Here is a 21697-nt window from a genome sequence, read left to right on the forward strand (position 1 = left end):
TGGATTCAAAACAAGAATACTAAGTAAAATAATGACACTCACATTTATCCAATTCATAAATGTTTTTGTTTATAAAAGAAAAATGAATAATATTAAAATAGCTATTGTGTGATAATGCACTACGGGTTAAACAATATAAAAAATCCGTCTCGGCCAAAGCTGAGACGGATTTTTAACTTTCGAACTAATCCTTAGCAATTTGCTGATCATTATTTTGACTAATCAAATTTATGCTGGTCGGTGTTACCAAAGGAATTCCGTCTTGATCCAATCGTTGTTTTATTTTCATCAATGCTTCACTTTTTATATGAACCATATTAGAACCTACAGCAATCCAGAATTTTGCCTGTAGGGTGAAAATTCCCTGCTTTAAGCTTGTGAAAATTACTTCAGAAGTTTCTATACGATCAATATTGTCAAGATTTTTAATTACATCTAAAATTCCCTCTTGTGCTTTTGCAATATCTTCATCTGCCGGTATTTCAAAGTCTAAAATAATTTTTCTTTGCGGTGATGCTGTAATATTTGAGAAAGGAGCATTAAAAATCACCTGGTTCGGAATATATACCTTCTTTCCGTCATCACTGATAATTTTTGTTGTCAGAAAACCAATATCCATCACTGTTCCTGAGTTGTTTCCGAGAATAATATAATCACCTACTTTAAAAGCTTTATCAATGCCAATCAACATTCCTGAAAAAATACTAGAAACAAGATCTTTCAAAGCGACTCCCGCAATAACCCCTGCAACTCCTAAACTTCCGATAAATTTCCACAGAAAACCGCTGAATCCCATAATTTCAAGGGCGATAAAAGTTCCCATCAGAATAATAATAAATCTGAAAACACCGATTATCGTTAAAACCGAACCTTCATTTCTGCTCTTGGGAAATACTTTGTGCATGATTTTCACTGCAAGTTTACTCAGGTATTTACTTGTTATTAAGAAAAAACTGAAAACCAGAATTCCTACTACAAGTTTTGGGGTAATCTTCGCAAAAGCGAAATACCAGTTTTCTAATACTTTGTAAACCGTATCAATATAACTCCAGCCATTTTCCATAAACGTGAAATAAATTTTTATTTTAAGATTTTTTTTAAGCAAAAATTTTGCCAGTTACAAAAAGTCTATTAAATTTGTAGACTAATAAAACAAAATATTATGTCAATCAAACTAGGAGATACCGCACCCAACTTTCAGGCAGATTCAACAATAGGAAATATTGATTTTTATGAATATTTAGGAAACTCCTGGGGAATTTTGTTTTCTCATCCTGCAGATTTTACTCCGGTTTGTACGACAGAGTTAGGTTTTACTTCAAAATTACAGGCTGATTTTGAAAAGAAGAATACGAAAGTGATTGCTTTGAGTGTAGATGGAGTAGAAGATCATAAAAAATGGATTGAAGATATTAATGAAACTCAGAACACGGAAGTGAAATTTCCGATCATTGCAGATAAAGACAGAAAAGTTTCAGAGCTTTATGATTTTATTCACCCAAATGCTTCTGCAACGGCAACTGTTCGTTCTTTATTGATTATCGATCCTGAGAAAAAAGTTAGATTAATCATTACTTATCCTGCTTCTACAGGAAGAAATTTTAATGAGATCAACAGAGTTTTAGACTCATTACAATTGGTAGATTCTCATAAAATCGCAACTCCCGTAAACTGGAATGATGGTGATGACGTCATTATTCCACCTGCAATTTCTACAGAAGATGCCAAAAATATTTTCCCGAAAGGGGTTACCGAAATAAAACCTTATTTGCGATATACACCGCAACCCAATAAATAGGCTTAGATTTTTTATTTATTATATATAGTTTAGTTTTAATTGAAAAAGCGGCTCAGAAATTTTCTGAACCGCTTTTGTAGTTTATTATGATAATAGTTTATCCTTATCTTACGTCGTTTGCAACGTCTTTAGCTTTTGAAGTTGGCAAGTAAATACTGAAACCAACATTAAAACTGATTCTTGAAGTAAGTCCTTCATTACCGAAACCAGTTACCCCATTATATTTTACCAATCCTTCAACACCGATATTTGGTGTGATGAAGTATGAATAACCTGGTCCAACTCCGAAATCTAAACCTGTAGTAGAAATACCGTTTTCAACATTGAAACCTCCAACACCTACGTTACCTTCGAAGAACCAACGACCATGGTTTAATAAATTATCAACTCCTTTTTCACCCGGAGAAAGGAAGTAACGACCTAAAGCTCCAACTCCGTAATCAAACTGTGTAGATTGTCCTGCTCCCGGTTTTGAAAATCCTAAAGTAACATATCCCCCAACAGCAACATTATCTTCTACAAAATAAGCTGCTCTCGGTTGAAGTTTAATATCATATCCAGCTCCTGTATTTAAACCGAAATTACTTGAAAGCAAGCTACTTCCTACCATCCAGTTACCTTTTTGGATCTGTGCATTTGCTGTAGTAGCTAAACCTGCGATAGCTAATATTCCTGTAAAGATTAACTTTTTCATAATTTATAATTTTAATAATTAATGTTTATTATTTTTGATGAAAACTGAAATCCAATTAATGTGCCACTCAGTTAATTTCAGGGAGATTTTTTCATTTATTTGAGATAAGTTTATTATTAAAAAAATAAAAAGTACAGTTATAATTATCAGGAAGTACATTTATACCAACAGAAGTATGATAGATATCACTAAACCAGCAATGGCAAATTTAATTCCTCTTTTAAAAGGCTTACTTTTAGGATTGAACATCCAGAAACTTGATAGTACAAAGAAAAATAAACAGATCCCGAAAAATGCATTTAACGGAGACAAGCGATCAGCAGATTTTGCTTTATGAAGCTTGGTCATTTTATCTAAAACAAGTGGAAGTTCTTTTTTTGTGTAATGTGCTTTTCCTGTAAGAGAATTGTAAGATCCTTCTTTGAACTGAACCATATTATTTTCAGTTTTAATGATTTCAAAATTCTTGATCTTCAGTTCTTTTTCAAGCTCTTTTTCAGACAGGTTTTTGGCAATTATTTTGTCATAAATCTTTTCTCTCTTCAAAAAATCTGTATCTCTGTAGATCAGTAAAACTCCGCTCAAAGCATAGATGACCATTATTCCTGCCATGAAATACCCCAGATAACGGTGGGTAATCCTCATGAAACTTCTTGTATCTTTAATTTTATCCATATTTAATAAAGGTTGTAAAAATTCAAAAGTGAAAGCTGCAAAATTGCAACTTCCACTCTGAACTGAAAAATTATTTTAATAATAATTTAAAGCTTGTATGTTAATGTGAAATAGTAATTTCTTGGTGTGATAGGATTTACTGAATAGTTTTCGTGAACATTGTAATTTTCAACATCAAATAAATTTCCGACTTTCGCCTGAATCATGAATTTCTTCCATTCGTAACCTGCCGATATAGAAACTGTCGTAAAATCTTTTAATTCAAAAGATCTACTGACTCCGTTTCTGGTCGCTAAACTGTTGGCTCCTGTTTTTGTATCATTCCAACCTGCAAGTCTGTCGCCGATATAATAAGCTCCGGCTCCGATTTTTAATCCTTTTATTCCTCTCGTAAATGTATAAAATACAGATAGGTTTGCAGTTGTTGCAGGCGTTCTTACCAATCTCTGTTTTTCAACATAGCCAACTTTTTCAGGAGTATCTAAATACACAGAATTGTTGTAAGAAAATCCTCCGATAATAGACAAATTAGTTGTAGGATTTCCTGTAATATCCAGTTCTACTCCTCGGCTTCTCATTTTACCGACAAATTCTTTTAAATTTCTTGGGTCGGTGGATGCTAAATTGGTTGCAGGATCTACATATGCCTGATAAAAATCTCTATATGAAATCTGATAAACAGAAAGGTTTACAGCAAGTGCATTGTTCCATATATTTTTCTTTGCACCAACTTCATACTGGTCTATCATTGATGGCTTTAAAGATTGTAGGGTGAAAGCATCTAATCCTGTATTGGCTGCAAAAGAATTGGTATACGTTGCAAATACAGAAAGATTTTCATTAGGATTATAAACAATACCTACTTTCGGTGAAACAGCCTGATCAGAAGTTGCCGAATTGTTTACTTCGCTTTTTACTCCTGTTTTGAATTTGGTATTTAATGTCGGCATATTTTCAATGTAAGACCAACGCAATCCTGCAATTACTTTAAATTCTTTGGTAAGACTTACAAAATCCTGAGCGTAAACTCCGATTCTTCTGGTATTAACTCGTGTTTTTTCCAATTTCTGAGAATCAGGCATACTTCCGCTTGCCCAGGTTGCAGGATTGTCTAAATAAAGAAGATCTGTTCCTCCGTTTGTTCCATAAAAATAATTAGTACCGTAATTTTTATTATTGGCAGGATTAAAATAAGTATAAGAATCAGCAACACCATAATCTGCATCAGCTCCGATCAAAACTTTATGGTTAATGCTTCCGGTATTGAATTCACCATTCAAGTTCACCTGTGCTGACGTATAATTTTGCTCATTATAAGTTCTGTTTAACGGTCTGTTCCATGAAAGTCGGTTAGGATTTGCCGTGAAACCCCACTGAACTCTTTCTGTAGAAAAATAATTTTTTGTATAATTCTGATAAGAAACGGTAGAATTCAACGACCATTTTTCGTCGAACTGATGATTAAATGTTACGTTGGTAGAAACCTGCTCAACATCTTGGTATTGCCAGTCTGTTCCCAGAAATACATTTCTTCCTAATCCCGTATTCAGGGAATAGCTTTTATCTTTGTTTTCAACTGCACCGATTCCGAAATCGGGTGTGAAATTATTTTTAAGATAATCTGCTTCAACAATTAATTGCGATTTCGGACTCAAGTTAAAAAGAAAAGAAGGATTAAAATAATATTTCTCAGATTGTACAACATCTCTGAAACTTTCAGCATATTCATAGGCTCCATTTACTCTGAATGCAATATTTTTTGTTAACGGTCCGTAAATATCAACGGTTGGTTTATAAGAGTTCCAGCTTCCAGCATTCAAACCAATGCTTCCTCCGAAATCAAACTTCGGCTTTTTGGTAACCATGTTGATCACGCCTCCTGCAGCAGTATTTCCGTAAAGCATGGCATTTGCACCTTTTAGAACTTCCACTCTTTCTAATCCGCTTACTTCCGGAAAAACACCACTGTTGATTCTTGATCCGTTTTTAAACATATTATCATTACCCAAAATGAAACCGCGTCCTCCAAAACTATCCTGAGAATTTCCTCTGGAAGAAGTAACATACATTCCGTTTACATTTTGCAGTACATCACTTAGCTGTTTTGCCTGTTGCTGCTCAATAATATCATGGGAAACTATGGCAATTGGCTGCGGAGTTTCCATTACCGTTAAATTGGTTTTAGTAGAGGTTGGGGTAATCTTATTAGGATTCCCGGTTTTATAGATATTTACATTTTCAATGTTTTCTATTCTGATTGTGTCTCTTTCTGTGTTTTTTAGTTGTGCACCGATTGTTATCGAAATAATCAGAAAACCTAATGTGGTAATTTGTTTTTTCATTAGTTATTTAGAGTGATTTTAAATAATGCGCAAATGTATGATTGTTGTTTAGAATAATTCAAAATAAATTTCTGATTTTTATCATACCACATCTGTATAAAAATCCATCAAATTTTTTGTTTTTAATTTAAATATCTTTGTTCAAAATAAATCTTATGCAATTGGTAAAAGTAGGTCTTTGTGCTTTCGGAATGAGTGGTAAAGTATTTCACGCACCATTTTTAAAGCAACATCCGGGATTTTTTCTCACAGCAATCGTAGAACGTTCAAAAGAAGAATCTAAAATTGATTATCCCGATGCAACAATCTACCGTTCGGTAGAAGAAATGCTGAAAAATGCAGATCTAGAAGTTGTGGTGGTAAATACTCCGGTTCAAACTCATTATGAATATGTGAAAATGGCTTTGGAGGCAGGAAAAAATGTTATTGTTGAAAAACCATTCACGGTAACTGTTTCTGAAGCTCAGGAACTGGTTAATTTAGCTGAAAGCAAAAATCTATTTCTAAGTGTTTATCAAAACAGAAGATTCGATCGTGATTATCTTCAGGTACAGAAAATTTTGGCTGAAGGAAAACTAGGGAATATAAAAGAGGTAGAAATCCGTTTTGACCGATTCAGAACTGAACCTAGTGCAAAAGAGCACAAAGAAAATCCTGAGTTAAGCGGTTCGGGTTCTGTGCATGATCTAGGTTCGCATCTTGTAGATCAGGCAACACAGTTTTTTGGCTATCCTGAAAAGCTTTTTGCCGACGTTTTCTCTATGAAAGGTGAAAATTTTGCCAATGATTATTTTGAAATTATTCTTTACTATAAAGATAAATTAAGAGTAAGACTAAAATCTTCGGTATTTACCAAAGAAGATCATTATGCTTACAAAATTCATGGCAGCAACGGAAGCTTTTTACAGGAAAGAACTGATGATCAGGAAAACGAACTGGTTGCAGGAGCAATTCCAACCTACGGTGAAAACTGGATGAAACCTTTGAAAGAAGCCGACGGAATCTTAAATTATTTTAATGAAAATTCAGTGACAGAAAGAATTTTAACTTCAAGTGAGCCCGGAAATTACATGAATTACTATCAGCAGATTTATGAACATATTGTTTTCGGATATGCTTTACCTTCGCTTGGAAATGAGGTGGTTCAAAATATGAAAATCATCGAAGCTGCCCTTGAAAGTTCAGATAAAGGAAAAATTATTGATTTAAATTAAAACCTAAAAATGCAGAAGAGAAGTTCAAGTTTTATCATTATAGGTTTGCTGTTTATAGGAATCGCGATGACTTTGGTTGAAGATAATATATATTTGAGATACGGATTTCTAATTGTGGGAACTGCGTTTCTTTTCTACAGCGTTTTTACGATGATCAGGAGGAAATAAGTATTCAATTTATTAAAAAAAAGAGCTATCCAATTACTGAATAGCTCTTTTATTTATCTTAAATCCTAATGACTTAGGCTTCTCCCATGATTTCCTGAATTTCCAGCCATCTCATTTCGTGCATTTCCAATTTTTCAGAGATACTTTCAAGTTCGGCAGAAAGCTTTGAGATTTTTTCATAATCCGCTTCATCATTCAATTGGTCTAATATTTTCGCCCTTTTTTCTTCAAAATCCGGTATTTCTTTCTCAATTGTTTCCAATTCCCGTTGCTCTTTAAAAGAAAGTTTCTTTTTTGGAGCCTGTGGTTTTGAAACCTCAATTTCTACAGGTTTTTCAATTATTTTTTCCTCTGTTTTCACTTTTTTATCTTCCTGCTTCAGACTTCCATCTTCCAACTTTTTATGCTCTCTATATTCAGAGAAGTTTCCGATAAAGTCTTTAATTTTTCCTTCGCCTTCGAAAGCCAGAATATGGTCAACAATCCTGTCCATAAAATAGCGGTCGTGGGAAACGATAATCAAACTTCCCTGAAAATTTAAAAGAAAATTTTCCAAAACTGTTAGCGTAGGAAGATCTAAATCATTCGTTGGCTCATCAAAAATCAAAAAGTTTGGATTTTGATATAAAATATACATCAAATGCAATCTTCTTTTTTCCCCACCGGAAAGTTTTGATATTGGAGAATATTGAGTTTGGTCGTCGAATAAAAATAACCTTAAAAACTGCGATGCAGAGATGGTTCTTCCATTAGCTAAAGGAAAGTTTTCCGAAATTTCTCTGATAAAATCGATTACTCTTTCGTCTTCTTTATATTGTAAACCTTTCTGAGAAAAATATCCGAATTTAATGGTTTCCCCGGTTTCGATTTCTCCGGAATCTTTTGGCTCAAAACCTTGAATAATATTTAATAAAGTAGATTTTCCGGCTCCGTTTTTTCCTAAAATTCCTACTTTTTCGCCACGTTGAAATGAATAGCTGAAATCTTTTAGCAATAATTTATCGCCGTAGCTTTTTGAAATATCTTTCAGTTCCAAAATTTTATTTCCAAGCCTTTTCATTTCGAAATCAAGCTCTAAAGATTCCTTTCGGGTATCTGTTTTTGCTATTTTTTCCGTTTCATAAAAATCGTCCTGTCTGGATTTTGACTTCGTCGTTCTCGCTTTGGGCTGTCTTCGCATCCATTCCAATTCCTTTCTGTAAAGGTTTTGCGCTTTATCGATCGTTGAATTCAAATTGTCTTCACGAATCATCTTATTTTCAAGATAAGTTGCATACGATCCGTTATGAAAATATAGATTCTGATCTTCCATTTCCCAAATAATTCCGCAAACCGCATCCAAAAAATAACGGTCGTGCGTTACGAGAAGAAGTGTAATTTTTGCTTTATTTAAATAATTTTCGAGCCATTCTACCATTTCCACATCTAAGTGGTTGGTCGGCTCATCCATAATCAAAAGCGTATGACGATGTTCGGCTCTTGTTTCCGTTAGCAATTTTGCCAAGGCAACACGTTTTATTTGTCCACCGGAAAGCATTCCCATTTTGGCAGTCAAATCTGTAATTTTCAGCTGAGAAAGAATCTGGCTCATTTCGTTTTCCAAATCCCAGGCTTTGTGAATTTCCATTTCAGCCAGTGCTGTTTCCATTTCATCCGGATTTCCGGAAAGCAAAGCGTGATGGTACTTTTTTAACGCTAAAATCGGTGCGGAATCCAAAGTCATCATAAATTCGTCAATCGTAAGATCAGATTCGAAATCAATTTCCTGATCAAACAAAACCACCTGGATATCTTTATTAATAATAACTGTTCCGCTGTCTGCGATTTCTTTCCCCATCAAAATTTTCAGAAGGGTAGATTTTCCGCTGCCGTTTTTGGCAACGATGGCAATTTTGTCACCTTCATTTACGTGAAATGAGACATTTTTAAACAAAGTTTTAATCCCATATGATTTGGTAAGGTTTTCGACAGAAACGTAATTCATTTTAGAGTGAAGCTTTTGATTGAAATTTCAAGTGAGCCGCAAAAGTACAAAATTTAAACCTTAAAAATATGATAGCAAAATTACGTGCGATTCCTAAAAAAAGATATTGGGATTATTTTATTTTAGTCTCAAGATTTTTATTGGCTTATACTTTTATAGGCTATGGTTATAGTAAACTTGACGGTAATCAGTTTGGAGTTTCAGCTGATGATTTACTGATTCCTTTAAAAGACTCATCTTTGTTTAAGATAATGTGGTTTTTATTTGACCATGAACCATTTAAAACAGTTGTAGGAATACTTCAAATTATTACAGGGATACTTTTGCTGTTTGAAGCGACCGCTATTTTGGGTGTAGTTTTCTTTATTCCTGTTGCTGCAAATATTGTACTGATGGACATTAGCTTTATGGATAGTGCTATGGGAACTGCATTTACTTATAGATTTATTTTCTACTTTTTTCTATGTTTTTTAATTTTGTGGAATGACAGAGAAAGAGTAAAAATAATTTGGAATGCAATGGTAAAAAAGTTTTCTGTGAAGCTAAAATTCCCAATTTTATTATACTTAGCGATTCCTGTGTTTGCCGTTGTTTTAAGTCTCTTATCGTCTATTCCTCAAATTATCCATTACTACATCATATTTCCTGAAGATATTGTAAAAAATGTAGAAATGCTGATGTCTGCGTTGCGGAATATTTTTTAGCTAAAATTTACATAATGATTTATCAATTTGCCAACATTAATTTTTAATGTAGATTTGAGAAACTAAACTAATTATAAAAACTATGGTGCAAATTAATTTTCTGGCAATCCTTTTTGCCGCTTTGATTCCCTTGGTGATGGGATTTATCTGGTATCATCCTAAGGTTTTTGGAAATGCCTGGATGAAAGAATCTGGTTTGACGGAAGAAAAAATGAAATCTGCAAATATAGGTGTTGTCTTTGTTTTGTCGATTATTTTATCTGTTTTGATCGGGATGTTTCTTCAGTTTGTGACGATTCATCAGTTTGGAGCTTTAGGAATGATCGGAGGTGATGAAACATTGGCAAAGCCTTCTTATACAGCTTTTATGTATGATTACGGAAAAGCTTACCGTTCTTTTGGTCACGGTGCTTTGCATTCTTTTATGACAGGAATCTTTTTTGTGTTTCCTTTAATTGCAATCAATGCGATGTTTGAAAGAAAATCCTGGAAATATGTTTTTATCAATACTGGTTACTGGATAATCACCATAACTTTAATGGGCGGTATTATCTGCGGTTGGTATGCAATGGATGGCTTCAACTGGGTAACTCAGAAATAATTTTACATTATAAATTATAAGGCTACATTTGTGGCCTTTTTTATGGCTTATACTTTTCAAATTTTTGGTTCTGTAAAAGAACTTCCGACAGATTGGAACAAAATTATCGGACAACAGAATATTATGTTGTCTGAAGAATATTTTCGTGTTTTAGAAGAGTCAAAACCTGAGAACATGAAATGTTTTTTTGCCGGTTTTTTTGCTGATGAAAATCTGATCGGCGGAGCTTTATTTCAATATCTGAGCTTCATTGAACATAAAACATTTCAGAAGGATGAAGTTTTGTGCAGTGTCAGAAATTTTTTAGCAAAGAAGTTCACTAAAGACGTGATGATTCTGGGAAATAATATGTTGACGGGCCAAAACGGATTTTATTTTGATACCTCAAAAATTCATACCGATAAAGCAATGTCTTTGTTAAATGATACATCTACAACTTTACAAAGCAAATACAGGAGATCTTCTTTGATCATTTTTAAAGATTATCAGAAGCCATTTTTAAAGAATTTTGATGAAATAAAGTTCAGACGATTCTTCAGGTTTTCGGTTCAGCCGAATATGATTTTAAATATAAAACCGGAATGGAAAGCTTTCGAAAATTATGCTGATGATTTTTCTAAAAAGTACAGAGCAAGACTGAAGTCTGCAAAGAAAAAACTTGAAGGAATTCAAAAAATTGAATTGGATTTTGAAGCAATAAAAATGCATCAGAAAGAAATGAATGTGTTGTATCAAAATGTCGCTGAAAATGCTCCATTCAATACTTTTTTTCTTACAGATTATCATTTTGAAAATATGAAACAGAATCTTCAGGAAAATTTCAAAGTTTTTGGATATTTTTCTGATGATAAACTTATCGGCTTTTATACTTTAATTATTAATAATCAGGATATTGATACCTACTTTTTGGGCTATGATAAAGAAATTCAGAAAGAAAAACAGATTTACCTGAATATGCTTTTTGATATGACCGAGTTCGGGATTTCCAACCAGTTTAAACGAATTATTTTCGGAAGAACCGCTTTAGAAATAAAATCGACTATTGGAGCAGAACCTGTTGAGATTTTCGGATTAATCAAACACAACAATAAGGCAATTAATACTTTTATAAAAAAGATTTTTTATTCATTAAATCCTAAAGTAGAGTGGGTGCAGAGAAAACCTTTTAAATAAATTAAGAATTCGGTTCACGGCATTGTGATTTTTTAGATAATATTTAACGATTTCGAATTTAAATTTAATAGGATTTTAAGAGCGTTTTATATACAGATTCTTGAATTTTGCTAAAATTATAATCATGAAAAAACTTAATCTTCTTTTATGTGTTTTTACCGCAGGTTTTTACTATTCTCAAACTATTTCTGGGACTATTCTTTCTAAAGATGAAAATCAGCCGGTTGCGTATGCTAAAATCGGTGTTGACAAGGAAAATATCGGTGTAATCACTGATGAAAATGGAAATTTCAGTATTGACCTTTCTAAGGCAACTGCTTCAGGAAAAATTAAGGTTGAAGTCGCGGGTTATGAGCCTTTCACCGAAAATATTTCTGATTTCATCAAACAAACTTCTCAAAAGATTTATCTGAAAGAAAAGATTAAAAATATTCAGGAAGTTAAGCTTAAACCTAAAAAATTAGTTGATAAAAACTGGGGCGTAAATACAAAAACAAAAAGTGTGATGTATTCGGTAAATCCTGCCTTTAAAAAAGAAGATTTTCTGGGTGAAACTGCTTTAGCATTTAAAGCAAGTAAAAAGTCGAAGATTAAAGCCATCAATCTTAATATTGCAAGCATCACAGCAGACCGACCTGTGGTAATGCGTTACACGATTTACAACGAAAAAAATGGTTTCCCAAACGAAAGTATTCTGGATGAAGAAATTACAATTGAATTAACGAAAGATAAAATTATTGACCAGACATTTTCTTTGGATGTGAATGATAAAAATATTTGGGTTCAGGGTAATTTTTTTGTCGGAATTCAGTTTTTAAAAGAGTTTGAAGGAAGGTTAAATATTAGTGCCGCACTTTTCAGAACGGGATATTTGAGAAAGTTTTATGGAGATTGGCAAAAGATGAAAATTGCAGCTCCTGCTATTAATATCGATGTAAAAGTGGATAAAAATGCTAAAGACGAAAATAATCAGGAAGAACTTAATGATAAAGCTCTTGCCTATGATTTCGGGGATGTAAGTAAATATATTGAGGAATCAAACAAAGAGATTTATGGAAAAAATGAAATGGTAGGGAAATTTTTAAAACTGAAAGACGCCAATCTTTATTATGAAGTTTATGGCGAAGGTGAACCGCTTTTTTTACTACATGGAAATTCAGGAAGCATCAAAGATTTTTATCAGCAGATTCCGGTGCTTTCAAAACAATACCGTGTGATTGTGATGGATACAAGAGCACAGGGAAAAAGTGTTGATAAAACTAAAAAGGATTTCAATTACAAGATTTTTGCAGATGATGTGAAAGCTTTGGCAAATCATTTAGGGTTACAGAAAATCAATATTGCAGGTTGGAGTGATGGCGGAAATACAGGCCTGGAATTTGCCATAAAATATCCGGAAAGTTTAAATAAACTCATTACAATTGGCGCAAATGCTTTTCCAGAAGGCGTTGATAAAGATTTGATTGATAATTTCACAATAAAATATAAAGTTTCGCAGTTGGAAAACAAACCTGAGAGTTTCAATGAAGGCAGATTACTTAAATTAATGCTGAAAGAACCGAAAATCACTGAAAAGCAATTAAATAAAATTCAAAATAAAGTTTTGGTGGTTGCCGGAGAAAAAGATGTGATCACTGAGGAGCATACCAAATTTATGGCAACACAAATGCCCAATTCAGAGCTGAAAATATACAAAGAAGCAACCCACATGATTCCTTTTGAAAATGCAGAGCAGCTTAATCAGGATATTTTAGAATTTATGAAGAAATAATCAGATTATTCTTTCAAAAACTTTTCGTAATAAACTTTGTCTTTTGTCTGGATTTTTAAATAATAAGTTCCATTGGCAAAATCTTCTACTTTTATTGATTTTTGTGCGGATTTTAAAATTAGTCTTCCTAAGTTGTCGTACACTTCAACAGAATTAACTTGCGCCTCAGTAGCAATATTCAGAATTTTTTTTACGGGATTTGGGAAGATTACTAAATTTTTCTTTTTGACAAGCTCTGAAGTATTTAATGTTGAATTATAGAAATTCCCGAAATTCAGAATTCCGTAACCCATTTGGTTTGTGTGAGAAGGAAATAACGAAGCCGTTTGTCTCAGATTTGTTCTCATTACATCTCTGCTCATCGCCGGAAAAGCTTGAATTAAACAGGCAACTCCACCTGCCGCAATCGGTGTTGCAATCGATGTTCCCGAAACAGAAACTGTAGCATTATCATCAACTGTTGTTGAAAAGCCTCCTCTCGTACTTGCATCAGGCTTTATTGCACCCAAAGAATTCGGACCGTAAGAAGAAAATGCTGATGAACTTCCTGCAGCATCAACAGAACCGATAGTAAAAACTTTCACATTATCCGCCGGAGTTGTAATGTAATGCCATGGAACTTCTCCGGAATTTCCTGCAGCAATTAAAACAAAAATCCCTTTATTTACGGCAATTTCACTTGCTCTTGCTATAAAAGATTTCGAGCCGTTCATATCTGCATAAGTATAGCTGTATTTAGGATCATCAAAATTATTATAACCTAATGAAGTGGTGATAATATCAACACCTTTTCTGTCGGCCTCTTCGGCAGCTTCAATCCAATATAGCTCTTCTTCGGGAATTTCAGCGGTTGTGGTTTCGCTTCTGTAAAGATAAAAATCAGCATCCGGAGCAGAGCCTACAAAACTATCATTAATATAACCGCCGATTGCTCCTAAAACTACAGTTCCATGATGATTCAATGATGTATTGTAAATATCATTACTCTTTGAAACGAAATCATAGCCACCTTTTATCTTATTATTAGTCCATAATCTGGAAAAGGCAGCTCCTGTATTTACCGTAGGAAATCCGGTGTCAATAACAGCAATCGAAACTCCGGTTCCGGTATAGCCTGCAAGATGAAGCGGTCTTAAATTAATTTGGTCAATTTGTTCTGAACCTGATCCATAGTTAAAAACGGTCATGTTTTTTTGAGCCAGTTCGAAATCTGCCCACTTGTTGGTTTGAGTGGTTTTTAAAACTAAAGAAGAGTTTTTCGCAAAACTTTCGACAGACTGTACAAAAGGTTGCGCTTTAATAAGATTTACCTGTGTTTGATTTGCATTTACAGCCACACCGTTCAGCCATTTTGAATAATCGGTGATGGTAAATCCTAAGTTCTGTAAACTTTGAATATAAGACTGCTCAATCGGAGCATCCTGGTCATTTAATGCAATTCCTAATGCAGTACGCCTGTTCAACGACTTTTGGGTAAGTTCAGAAAGTGGATTGGCATAAAAAGCTGCTTTGTTGGGTTTTCCTGTAAAATATACGAAAACAAGCTCTGTCTGTGCAAAAGCTGTAGAGTAACCTGCTAAAAAACAAAAGAGTAAAAGTTTTTTCATCGAATAATTTTGTATAAAGATAAAACAAAATCAATAAAATTTTTGATAGCACTTTAAATTCCTTATTTTTACGAAAATATTCGTTTAAGAAATCGCTTGATAAAATAAAATTAGAATAAAAAGCGATTGGCTGAAACTTAAAAAATAAAATTTACGTATGAAAAAGATACAGATGGTAGACTTGCAAAGTCAGTATTACAAAATAAAAAATGATGTAGACAATGCAGTGTTAAATGTGATGGATTCTGCTGCTTTTATCAATGGACCTGAAGTAAAATCTTTCCAGAACGAAATGGAAACATATCTTGATGTAAAACACGTCATTCCTTGCGCAAACGGAACTGATGCTTTGCAAATTGCTTTGATGGCTTTGGATCTTCAGGAAGGTGATGAAATTATCACGGCTGATTTCACCTTTGCAGCTACAGTAGAAGTTATTCATTTATTAAAATTAAAATCTGTATTGGTAGACGTAGATTATGATACATTTACTATTTCGACTGAAGCGATTAAAAAAGCAATTACTCCAAAAACAAAAGCAATTATTCCTGTACATATTTTCGGACAATGTGCAAACATGGAGGAAATCCTGAAAATTGCTGAAGAACATAATTTATTTGTAGTTGAAGATAATGCACAGGCAATCGGTTCTCAATATACTTTTTCAAGTGGTGAAGTAAGACATGCCGGAACGATGTCTACGGTTGGAACAACTTCTTTCTTTCCATCTAAAAATTTAGGTTGTTATGGAGATGGAGGAGCAATTTTTACCAATAATGATGAATTAGCTCATCGTTTAAGAGGAATTGTAAACCACGGAATGTATGAAAGATATTATCATGACGAAGTGGGCGTGAACTCAAGATTAGACAGTATTCAGGCAGCGATTTTAAGAAAAAAACTTCCGAATCTTGATTCTTATAACGATGCCAGAAGAAAAGCAGCTGATTATTATGATGAAGCTTTTGCACTAAACGAAAATATTTTAACTCCGAAAAGAGCAGATTATTCTACACACGTATTTCATCAGTACACTTTGAGAATTCTGAACGGAAAACGTAATGAACTACAGAAATTCCTTACTGAAAAAGAAATTCCGGCAATGATCTATTATCCTGTTGCTTTAAGAAAACAAAAAGCATATTATCAGGAAAGCAATGATGCCGATTTTGTAAATACGGATAAACTTTTAGACCAGGTAATTTCTCTTCCGATGCATACGGAATTGGATGAAGAGCAGTTGAAGTATATTACGGATGCTGTGTTGGAATTTATGGGGTAAAATGAAAAAGAGAGTTTTCAAATATAAATCTGTTTATTATTTAGCGATTTGTACGACATTAATATTGATGATAATGTCACTTTTCGCAATGATATCAATGTATGCTGCAGCTAATTATTTTAAATTATTCACAGCAATAATGACCTTAATAACCAGTCTCTGTTCATTTATAAACTTAATTGAGAAATATAGTAACGCAGCTATTTATATGAATATTAATTTAGGACTATTTGCTTTGATTTTAGGTGTAAATTTACTATTTACAGGTATCTCTTTTGAATCAAAAATATTTCAATTCTTCATTGTAATTATAGCAATTTCTGTAATTCTAAATTTATTTAAATCAGAAAATATTGATCATAATAGTGAAATAGAACAGATAGGAAAAAACCAAAATTAAAAAACATAAATAAAAAATGGCAATACTAGTCACGGGCGGACTTGGATATATAGGTTCTCACACAGTGGTAGAACTCATTAATAGTGGATTTGATGTGGTGATCGTGGACGATTTATCGCATTCGGAGAAATTCATCTTACATAATATCGAAGAAATTACAGGTAAAAGACCTATTTTCTATCCTTTTGATTTAAAAAGAAAAGAGCTTCTTACACAGGTTTTTGAGGCACACCAAATTGATGGTTGTATTAATTTTGCAGCATTTAAGGCAGTGGGTGAAAGTCAGGAAAAGCCTGTCGATTATTATGAAAACAATTTATTTTCCTTAATTAATATTTTACAGGAATTTAAATCGAGAAATATTTCTAACTTTATCTTTAGCTCTTCGTGTACCGTTTACGGACAGGCAGATCAAATGCCGATTGACGAAAATACTCCGCTGAAAATGCCGGAGAGTGTTTACGGAAAGACAAAGCAAATGGGAGAGGAGATATTGAAGGATTTTGCTAAAGGATATAAAAGAAAAGTAAGTCTTTTGAGATATTTTAATCCGATTGGAGCACATCCTTCTGCGTTATTGGGAGAATTACCGATAGGTATTCCGAATAATTTGGTTCCTTACGTAATGCAGACTGCTGCAGGAATTCGCGAGAAACTGAGTGTTTGGGGAAATGATTATCCTACAGAAGACGGAACAGCTATAAGAGATTATATTTATGTTGTAGATTTGGCAAAAGCTCATGTTGCAGCTCTTAAAAGTTTAATCAGTAAAAATAATGATGAAGCTGTAATTGATGTTTACAATTTAGGAACAGGAAAAGGCTCGTCTGTTTTAGAGGTTGTAAAGGCTTTCGAAATAGCAAATAACGTGGCAGTACCTTATCAGATTTGTGAAAGAAGGGAAGGTGATATTACCATTGCTTACGCCAATGTCGATAAAGCGGAACAGAATTTGAATTGGAAATCTGAAACTTCTTTAGAAGAAGCATTGAAAACTGTCTGGGAATGGCAGAAATATTTAGAATCAAGAAATAATTAAATTTTTTAAATAAAACACATGAAAAACGAAAGAATAGGAATTACATTTTCGTCATTTGACCTTCTGCATGCAGGACACATAAAGATGTTGGAAGAAGCAAAAACAGTTTGTGATTACCTAATTGTTGGATTACAGATTGATCCGTCACATGACCGTCCGAACAAGAACAAACCAACTCAGACTATAGTAGAAAGATATATTCAGTTGAAAGCCGTAAATGCAGTAGATGAGATTATTCCTTACTATACGGAAGAAGATCTTGAAGATATTTTGAAATCTTTTGTGATCGATGTCAGAATTATCGGTGACGATTATCTGGATAGAGACTTTACAGGTAAAAAATATTGCGAAGAAAAAGGAATTGAGATTTTTTATAACAAAAGAGATCACCGGTTTTCATCAAGCGATCTTAGAAAAAGAATTTATGAAGCGGAAGCTGCTAAAGCTTTAGCGAAATAAAAACAAAAATCCCGAAATTCAAATTTCGGGATTTTTTATGACTGATTTATTTTAGTTGATTACATCGGTCCGCCTTGTTGGTCGTCTCCTGTAGCATTAGAATTAATATCTTTTTTACGCTTAGGCTGCTCAATTTTTTCACCTTGCTTGAATCTGTAAGTTAATGATAAAGCAAACTGTCTAGGCTGCCATTGCATATATGAATCTCTTACGAAATTTGATCCGTATGCGGTTGATTCCATCGCTCTTGTATTGAAAATGTCCTGAATATTGAAACTCAACGTACCATCTCCTTTCCAGATTGTTTTTGAAGCACCAAAATTCAAAGCATACATATCTTTTCTGTCTATACTTTGTGTTTTCTGACCTCCTCTGTAAAACCCTTGAATTTGGAAGCTGAATGTTTTATCAACTTTAAAAGTTGAAGTTAAACGCGCTCTTGTTGCAAAGCCACTTCCTTCAAAAGAGAAAGGTTCTGAAAGCCCATTGTAAGTTCCGTTTGTTTTATATCCAAATAAATCAACGTTTCCTAAGAATTTAAGCCATTTTGTAGCATCCCAGTTAAAGTTTAGATCCAAACCATAACGATCATCTGTTCCTAAATTAATCGGTTTCGTTTTAAAAACTCCCTGATCAGAGTACACCAGCATTTTCACATCATCTGTTGTGTGTCTGAAATAGATCGTCGGATTGATGGTGAATTTTCCTTTAGAAATGCTATATCCAAATTCATACGAATCTACGTAAGAAGGATTTAAATCAATATTCCCTTCAAAAATATTCTGATTATCGCTGTAGCTTGGATTCGGAATCAGGAAAAATGATCTCGGTCTGTCTATTCTTCTTGAATAGTTTACTAAAAACTGATTGTCTTTTGCAATTTCATAACTCAAGAAAACAGTTGGAAATAGATTATTATAGCTTTTTTTGTTGTCAATATTACGATCTTCAGGATCTGGATTTAAGTTTGAATATTGAATGTCAACATTAGAATATTCATTTCTTAGACCAACCTGATAACCCAATTTTCCGATTTTACTCTTAAACTGTACATATCCTGCATTGAACATTTCACGGTAGTTTGCATTGTATGTAAAGTTGTTTAAATAGTGGAAATCTATATCAGATGAATAACGTTCCAAAACATCATTATCATAATTATTGTTATTGATATCGATTCTGTAACCAGCTTCAATCTTTGAGTTTTCACCTATAGGAAGTTCATAATCAGCTTTACCTACCAAGGTTTTATTTCTTGTGTTTTGGTTGATAGAGTTTTGCAGTTCAAAAATACTATTGGTAACCTGATTCACGTTGGTATCATTATATGATCTGTTACTTTGGAGACTTACAGATAATGAAATGTTTTGTCCCTTATCATCAAACTTATGATCCAAACCAAAATCTCCTTGGAAAGCAAGATTGTTATTAGAACCTGTATTCATTCTTTCAGTAAATAGACTTGGAGCATTTAAGAAACGATAATCATAAGTGATGTTCCCAACGTTATCACTTTCAAATGTTCTCACCGTTCCGGATGCATTTACTGATGTTTTATCTGAAATATCATACACCAATCCTGAAGAAACATTATAGTTATTATTCTTGTTTTTAGTGATAGATTCCTGATCGGTCTGTGTTCTTCCGCCATTTTCTACGTTGAAGAATGTTGCATTGTTTCTGTTCGTGTTTTTAGATTCACGATAACCGCCGCCACCATTCAAAAACCAGGTAAGATTGCCCTTTCTCCAGCTTAAATTTGTATTTAAATTAGTTTGAGGTAAATACCCTAAAGTTCCGATCACACTTCCGTTGAAACCTGTTTTCTTAGATTTTTTAAGAATAATATTTAAAATACCTGCAGTTCCGCTTGCTTCAAATTTAGAAGAAGGGTTGGTAATAACTTCAATTCTCTCAATCTGATCAGCAGGAATACTTTGCAAAGCATTAGCTCCATCATCAATTCCTAAAAGAGCAGAAGGTTTTCCGTTGATCAAAAATCTTACATTCGAGCTACCTCTCATCGAAACAGTTCCGTCTGTATCTACCGAAACCGAAGGAACATTAGAAAGAACATCCTGAAGGCTTCCTCCTTTACTTACAATATCCTGAGAAGGATCGTACGTTCTTTTATCAAGCTCTACTTTATAAGGTTTTGCTGTCGCAGTAATTACAACTCCCTGAATATCCTGGGTTTTCATATTGGTACTTGCTGCTTCCGGTTCAATAGACAATGCACCGATACTTCCAGCAGCAGTAATCTGTTTATTGATAACGCTTTTCTTGTAATCGATTGCTTCAATTACAATATCATAATTACCCGGAGTTAGATCCAGCTTATAATTACCCTTTTCATCGGTAAGCGTTGCATCACTCAAAAGTTTGCTTTGCTTGTTGCTGAATGTTACAGAGGCGTAAGGTACAGGCTGATTGCTTTTATCAACCACTGTTCCCGAAATTCCGACTTTATCTTGTGCAAATGCAAGCGCAGCAGCAGATAATACGAAGGTAAGTCCTAAGGTTTTCTTTGTGAAAATACTGATTATTTCCGTCTGATTCATAAGGTATTCTTTAAGTAAAACTGCAATAAATAGCAATAAATTTTAAAAATTCATTAATGAAGAAATTCACAGTTTTACGATTCGTTTATTTTATTTTTTAATAGATCAGTCGTTTTGTAGACCGATTTGTTAATTATTAATTTGTTAAATTAAAGTTAAATATTTTTATTATTTGATATTTTTTGAATTCAGCCAATCCTGATACGCTTTTGCATTGATGGCATGCTGCTCTGCACTTGCTGTAAATTTGTGGTATCCGAATCTTGCCGGGTCTGCACACATAAAAATATAGCCATTCTGTTCAGGATTCAATACTGCATCTACGGAGTTTTTATCTACCACACAAATCGGTCCCGGAGGAATTCCTGCATTTGCATACGTATTGTAAGGAGATGGAGTAGTAAGATGTTTATATAAAACTCTTTTAATAGGTTCTTTGAAGTTGGTCTGTTTGTTTATGGCGTAAATTACCGTTGGGTCAGACTGTAGCTTCATTCCTTTTTTGAAACGGTTCAAATACAATCCGGCAATGGTTTTCATCTCGTCAGGTTTTCCGCCTGATTCTTTATAAACGATTGATGCCAATGCATAAATTTGTTCTCTCGTTAAGCCAGATTGTTGTTCTTTAGCTTTTCTTTCAGTAGTCCAGAATTCATTATACTGATCTTCAAATTTCTTGAAAAATTCTTTAGGAGTTACCGTCCAGAAAAAATTGTAAGTATCGATGAAGAAATATTTTTTTAGATCTTCCGCGTTTTTGTATCCTTTTTCAGAAGCAATTTTATCAAGATCATTCACAAATTTTAAAGAATCCAGCTCTGTTTTTTTACTCACTCTTCCAACCATCTGATACACATCTCCAAAATCTCCGATTCTGAACGAGTTTTCAGTCTGATTTCCGGCTTTAATCATGTTGACCAAGCTTGTATTATTTGCTCCTTTCGCAAAATGATAACGACCTGGTTTGAAAAATTCATCCATGTTTTTATCCTTTGCAACTTCTGTGAAAGATTCTTTGTTTTTTACGAAAGGCGCTATAGAATCTAAAATCTGATCGAATTTCGCACCATGCGGAATTAAAACATATCCGTCTTTCGAGATGTTGCTTCCGTAATATTTATTGTAGAATTTAAAACCAAAAAATCCTGCCACAGCAAGAATAAGGAGTACGATAATGAGAATAGCTTTTTTCATTACTTACAATAGATTAAAAGTTTTTGTTTTT

19 protein-coding genes are annotated in these 21697 nt (G+C 33.5%); 11 read left to right on the forward strand and 8 right to left on the reverse strand.

Going from position 1 to position 21697, the window contains the following annotated elements:
- Positions 1-184 precede the first annotated feature (184 nt).
- Positions 185-1063, reverse strand: coding sequence for a mechanosensitive ion channel family protein (locus BA768_RS02575; RefSeq protein ID WP_065719683.1), 879 nt, complete (start codon positions 1061-1063; stop codon positions 185-187).
- Between the two features lie 99 nt (positions 1064-1162).
- Here BA768_RS02575 and BA768_RS02580 point away from each other — a divergent pair, with 99 nt between their 5' ends.
- Positions 1163-1798, forward strand: coding sequence for a peroxiredoxin (locus BA768_RS02580; protein WP_034673451.1), 636 nt, complete (start codon positions 1163-1165; stop codon positions 1796-1798).
- Positions 1799-1901: 103 nt separating this feature from the next.
- Here the strand turns inward: BA768_RS02580 and BA768_RS02585 are convergent, their stop codons facing one another.
- The 3 genes from BA768_RS02585 to BA768_RS02595 all read right to left on the reverse strand — a co-directional run bounded on the left by BA768_RS02585 (position 1902) and on the right by BA768_RS02595 (position 5509).
- Positions 1902-2492 (reverse strand): hypothetical protein, encoded by a 591-nt coding sequence (locus BA768_RS02585; RefSeq protein WP_034673453.1) that lies wholly within the window; start codon positions 2490-2492, stop codon positions 1902-1904.
- A 159-nt stretch (positions 2493-2651) separates the two neighbouring features.
- Entirely contained in the window at positions 2652-3167 is a 516-nt protein-coding gene (locus BA768_RS02590) for a hypothetical protein (protein ID WP_065719585.1), read from the reverse strand.
- Between the two features lie 86 nt (positions 3168-3253).
- Positions 3254-5509 carry a TonB-dependent siderophore receptor gene (locus tag BA768_RS02595; protein ID WP_065719586.1) on the reverse strand — a complete coding sequence of 752 codons (2256 nt, stop codon included), beginning with the start codon at positions 5507-5509 and terminating at the stop codon, positions 3254-3256.
- A gap of 155 nt (positions 5510-5664) precedes the next feature.
- On the opposite strand from BA768_RS02595, the gene BA768_RS02600 reads away from it, so the two are divergent.
- Positions 5665-6723, forward strand: coding sequence for a Gfo/Idh/MocA family oxidoreductase (locus tag BA768_RS02600; RefSeq protein WP_065719587.1), 1059 nt, complete (start codon positions 5665-5667; stop codon positions 6721-6723).
- A gap of 9 nt (positions 6724-6732) precedes the next feature.
- Positions 6733-6891, forward strand: coding sequence for a hypothetical protein (locus BA768_RS21230; protein WP_165601766.1), 159 nt, complete (start codon positions 6733-6735; stop codon positions 6889-6891).
- 73 nt (positions 6892-6964) lie between these two features.
- On the opposite strand, the gene BA768_RS02605 is transcribed toward BA768_RS21230, so the two are convergent.
- The gene (locus tag BA768_RS02605; protein ID WP_065719588.1) at positions 6965-8875 is read right to left on the reverse strand and encodes an ABC-F family ATP-binding cassette domain-containing protein; all 1911 of its coding nucleotides are present in this window, start codon (positions 8873-8875) and stop codon (positions 6965-6967) included.
- A gap of 68 nt (positions 8876-8943) precedes the next feature.
- Here BA768_RS02605 and BA768_RS02610 point away from each other — a divergent pair, with 68 nt between their 5' ends.
- The 4 genes from BA768_RS02610 (at position 8944) to BA768_RS20835 (ending at position 13124) form a co-directional block, all read left to right on the forward strand.
- Positions 8944-9579 (forward strand): hypothetical protein, encoded by a 636-nt coding sequence (locus BA768_RS02610; protein ID WP_065719589.1) that lies wholly within the window; start codon positions 8944-8946, stop codon positions 9577-9579.
- An 82-nt stretch (positions 9580-9661) separates the two neighbouring features.
- Complete coding sequence (locus tag BA768_RS02615; protein ID WP_317039925.1) at positions 9662-10180, forward strand: DUF1761 domain-containing protein; 519 nt, start codon at positions 9662-9664, stop codon at positions 10178-10180.
- A gap of 42 nt (positions 10181-10222) precedes the next feature.
- Positions 10223-11353 carry a hypothetical protein gene (locus BA768_RS02620; protein ID WP_065719590.1) on the forward strand — a complete coding sequence of 377 codons (1131 nt, stop codon included), beginning with the start codon at positions 10223-10225 and terminating at the stop codon, positions 11351-11353.
- Positions 11354-11477: 124 nt separating this feature from the next.
- Positions 11478-13124 (forward strand): alpha/beta fold hydrolase, encoded by a 1647-nt coding sequence (locus tag BA768_RS20835; protein ID WP_083206572.1) that lies wholly within the window; start codon positions 11478-11480, stop codon positions 13122-13124.
- A gap of 5 nt (positions 13125-13129) precedes the next feature.
- On the opposite strand, the gene BA768_RS02630 is transcribed toward BA768_RS20835, so the two are convergent.
- On the reverse strand, positions 13130-14731 hold the full coding sequence (locus BA768_RS02630) for a S8 family peptidase (RefSeq protein WP_065719591.1): 1602 nt from the start codon (positions 14729-14731) through the stop codon (positions 13130-13132).
- 157 nt (positions 14732-14888) lie between these two features.
- On the opposite strand from BA768_RS02630, the gene BA768_RS02635 reads away from it, so the two are divergent.
- From BA768_RS02635 to BA768_RS02650, 4 genes are read left to right on the forward strand one after another with little or no spacing between them, the layout of a single operon-like run.
- Entirely contained in the window at positions 14889-16013 is a 1125-nt protein-coding gene (locus BA768_RS02635; protein WP_034673467.1) for a DegT/DnrJ/EryC1/StrS family aminotransferase, read from the forward strand.
- 1 nt (position 16014) lies between these two features.
- Entirely contained in the window at positions 16015-16413 is a 399-nt protein-coding gene (locus BA768_RS02640; protein ID WP_165601767.1) for a hypothetical protein, read from the forward strand.
- 16 nt (positions 16414-16429) lie between these two features.
- The gene (gene galE / locus BA768_RS02645) at positions 16430-17452 is read left to right on the forward strand and encodes a UDP-glucose 4-epimerase GalE (protein WP_034673471.1); all 1023 of its coding nucleotides are present in this window, start codon (positions 16430-16432) and stop codon (positions 17450-17452) included.
- An 18-nt stretch (positions 17453-17470) separates the two neighbouring features.
- Positions 17471-17911: an adenylyltransferase/cytidyltransferase family protein gene (locus BA768_RS02650; protein ID WP_034673473.1), complete on the forward strand. Its 441-nt coding sequence runs from the start codon at positions 17471-17473 to the stop codon at positions 17909-17911.
- Positions 17912-17970: 59 nt separating this feature from the next.
- Here BA768_RS02650 and BA768_RS02655 read toward each other — a convergent pair whose 3' ends face one another.
- The gene (locus tag BA768_RS02655; protein WP_065719593.1) at positions 17971-20472 is read right to left on the reverse strand and encodes a TonB-dependent receptor domain-containing protein; all 2502 of its coding nucleotides are present in this window, start codon (positions 20470-20472) and stop codon (positions 17971-17973) included.
- A gap of 168 nt (positions 20473-20640) precedes the next feature.
- Entirely contained in the window at positions 20641-21666 is a 1026-nt protein-coding gene (gene mltG, locus BA768_RS02660; protein WP_065719594.1) for an endolytic transglycosylase MltG, read from the reverse strand.
- Between the last annotated feature and the right edge of the window lie 31 nt (positions 21667-21697).

It is taken from the genome of Chryseobacterium sp. CBo1 (assembly GCF_001693475.1).
GTDB lineage: Bacteria > Bacteroidota > Bacteroidia > Flavobacteriales > Weeksellaceae > Chryseobacterium > Chryseobacterium formosense.

Coding starts and splice junctions, on each gene's coding strand:
- BA768_RS02615 (WP_317039925.1), top strand. CDS start 9,662: ATGGTGCAAATTAATTTTCTGGCAATCCTTTTTGCCGCTTTGATTCCC.
- mltG (WP_065719594.1), bottom strand. CDS start 21,666: ATGAAAAAAGCTATTCTCATTATCGTACTCCTTATTCTTGCTGTGGCA.
- BA768_RS02640 (WP_165601767.1), top strand. CDS start 16,015: ATGAAAAAGAGAGTTTTCAAATATAAATCTGTTTATTATTTAGCGATT.
- BA768_RS20835 (WP_083206572.1), top strand. CDS start 11,478: ATGAAAAAACTTAATCTTCTTTTATGTGTTTTTACCGCAGGTTTTTAC.
- BA768_RS02620 (WP_065719590.1), top strand. CDS start 10,223: ATGGCTTATACTTTTCAAATTTTTGGTTCTGTAAAAGAACTTCCGACA.
- BA768_RS02575 (WP_065719683.1), bottom strand. CDS start 1,063: ATGGAAAATGGCTGGAGTTATATTGATACGGTTTACAAAGTATTAGAA.
- BA768_RS02655 (WP_065719593.1), bottom strand. CDS start 20,472: ATGAATCAGACGGAAATAATCAGTATTTTCACAAAGAAAACCTTAGGA.
- BA768_RS02580 (WP_034673451.1), top strand. CDS start 1,163: ATGTCAATCAAACTAGGAGATACCGCACCCAACTTTCAGGCAGATTCA.
- BA768_RS02650 (WP_034673473.1), top strand. CDS start 17,471: ATGAAAAACGAAAGAATAGGAATTACATTTTCGTCATTTGACCTTCTG.
- BA768_RS02605 (WP_065719588.1), bottom strand. CDS start 8,875: ATGAATTACGTTTCTGTCGAAAACCTTACCAAATCATATGGGATTAAA.
- BA768_RS02595 (WP_065719586.1), bottom strand. CDS start 5,509: ATGAAAAAACAAATTACCACATTAGGTTTTCTGATTATTTCGATAACA.
- BA768_RS02600 (WP_065719587.1), top strand. CDS start 5,665: ATGCAATTGGTAAAAGTAGGTCTTTGTGCTTTCGGAATGAGTGGTAAA.
- BA768_RS02635 (WP_034673467.1), top strand. CDS start 14,889: ATGAAAAAGATACAGATGGTAGACTTGCAAAGTCAGTATTACAAAATA.
- BA768_RS02590 (WP_065719585.1), bottom strand. CDS start 3,167: ATGGATAAAATTAAAGATACAAGAAGTTTCATGAGGATTACCCACCGT.
- BA768_RS21230 (WP_165601766.1), top strand. CDS start 6,733: ATGCAGAAGAGAAGTTCAAGTTTTATCATTATAGGTTTGCTGTTTATA.
- BA768_RS02610 (WP_065719589.1), top strand. CDS start 8,944: ATGATAGCAAAATTACGTGCGATTCCTAAAAAAAGATATTGGGATTAT.
- galE (WP_034673471.1), top strand. CDS start 16,430: ATGGCAATACTAGTCACGGGCGGACTTGGATATATAGGTTCTCACACA.
- BA768_RS02585 (WP_034673453.1), bottom strand. CDS start 2,492: ATGAAAAAGTTAATCTTTACAGGAATATTAGCTATCGCAGGTTTAGCT.
- BA768_RS02630 (WP_065719591.1), bottom strand. CDS start 14,731: ATGAAAAAACTTTTACTCTTTTGTTTTTTAGCAGGTTACTCTACAGCT.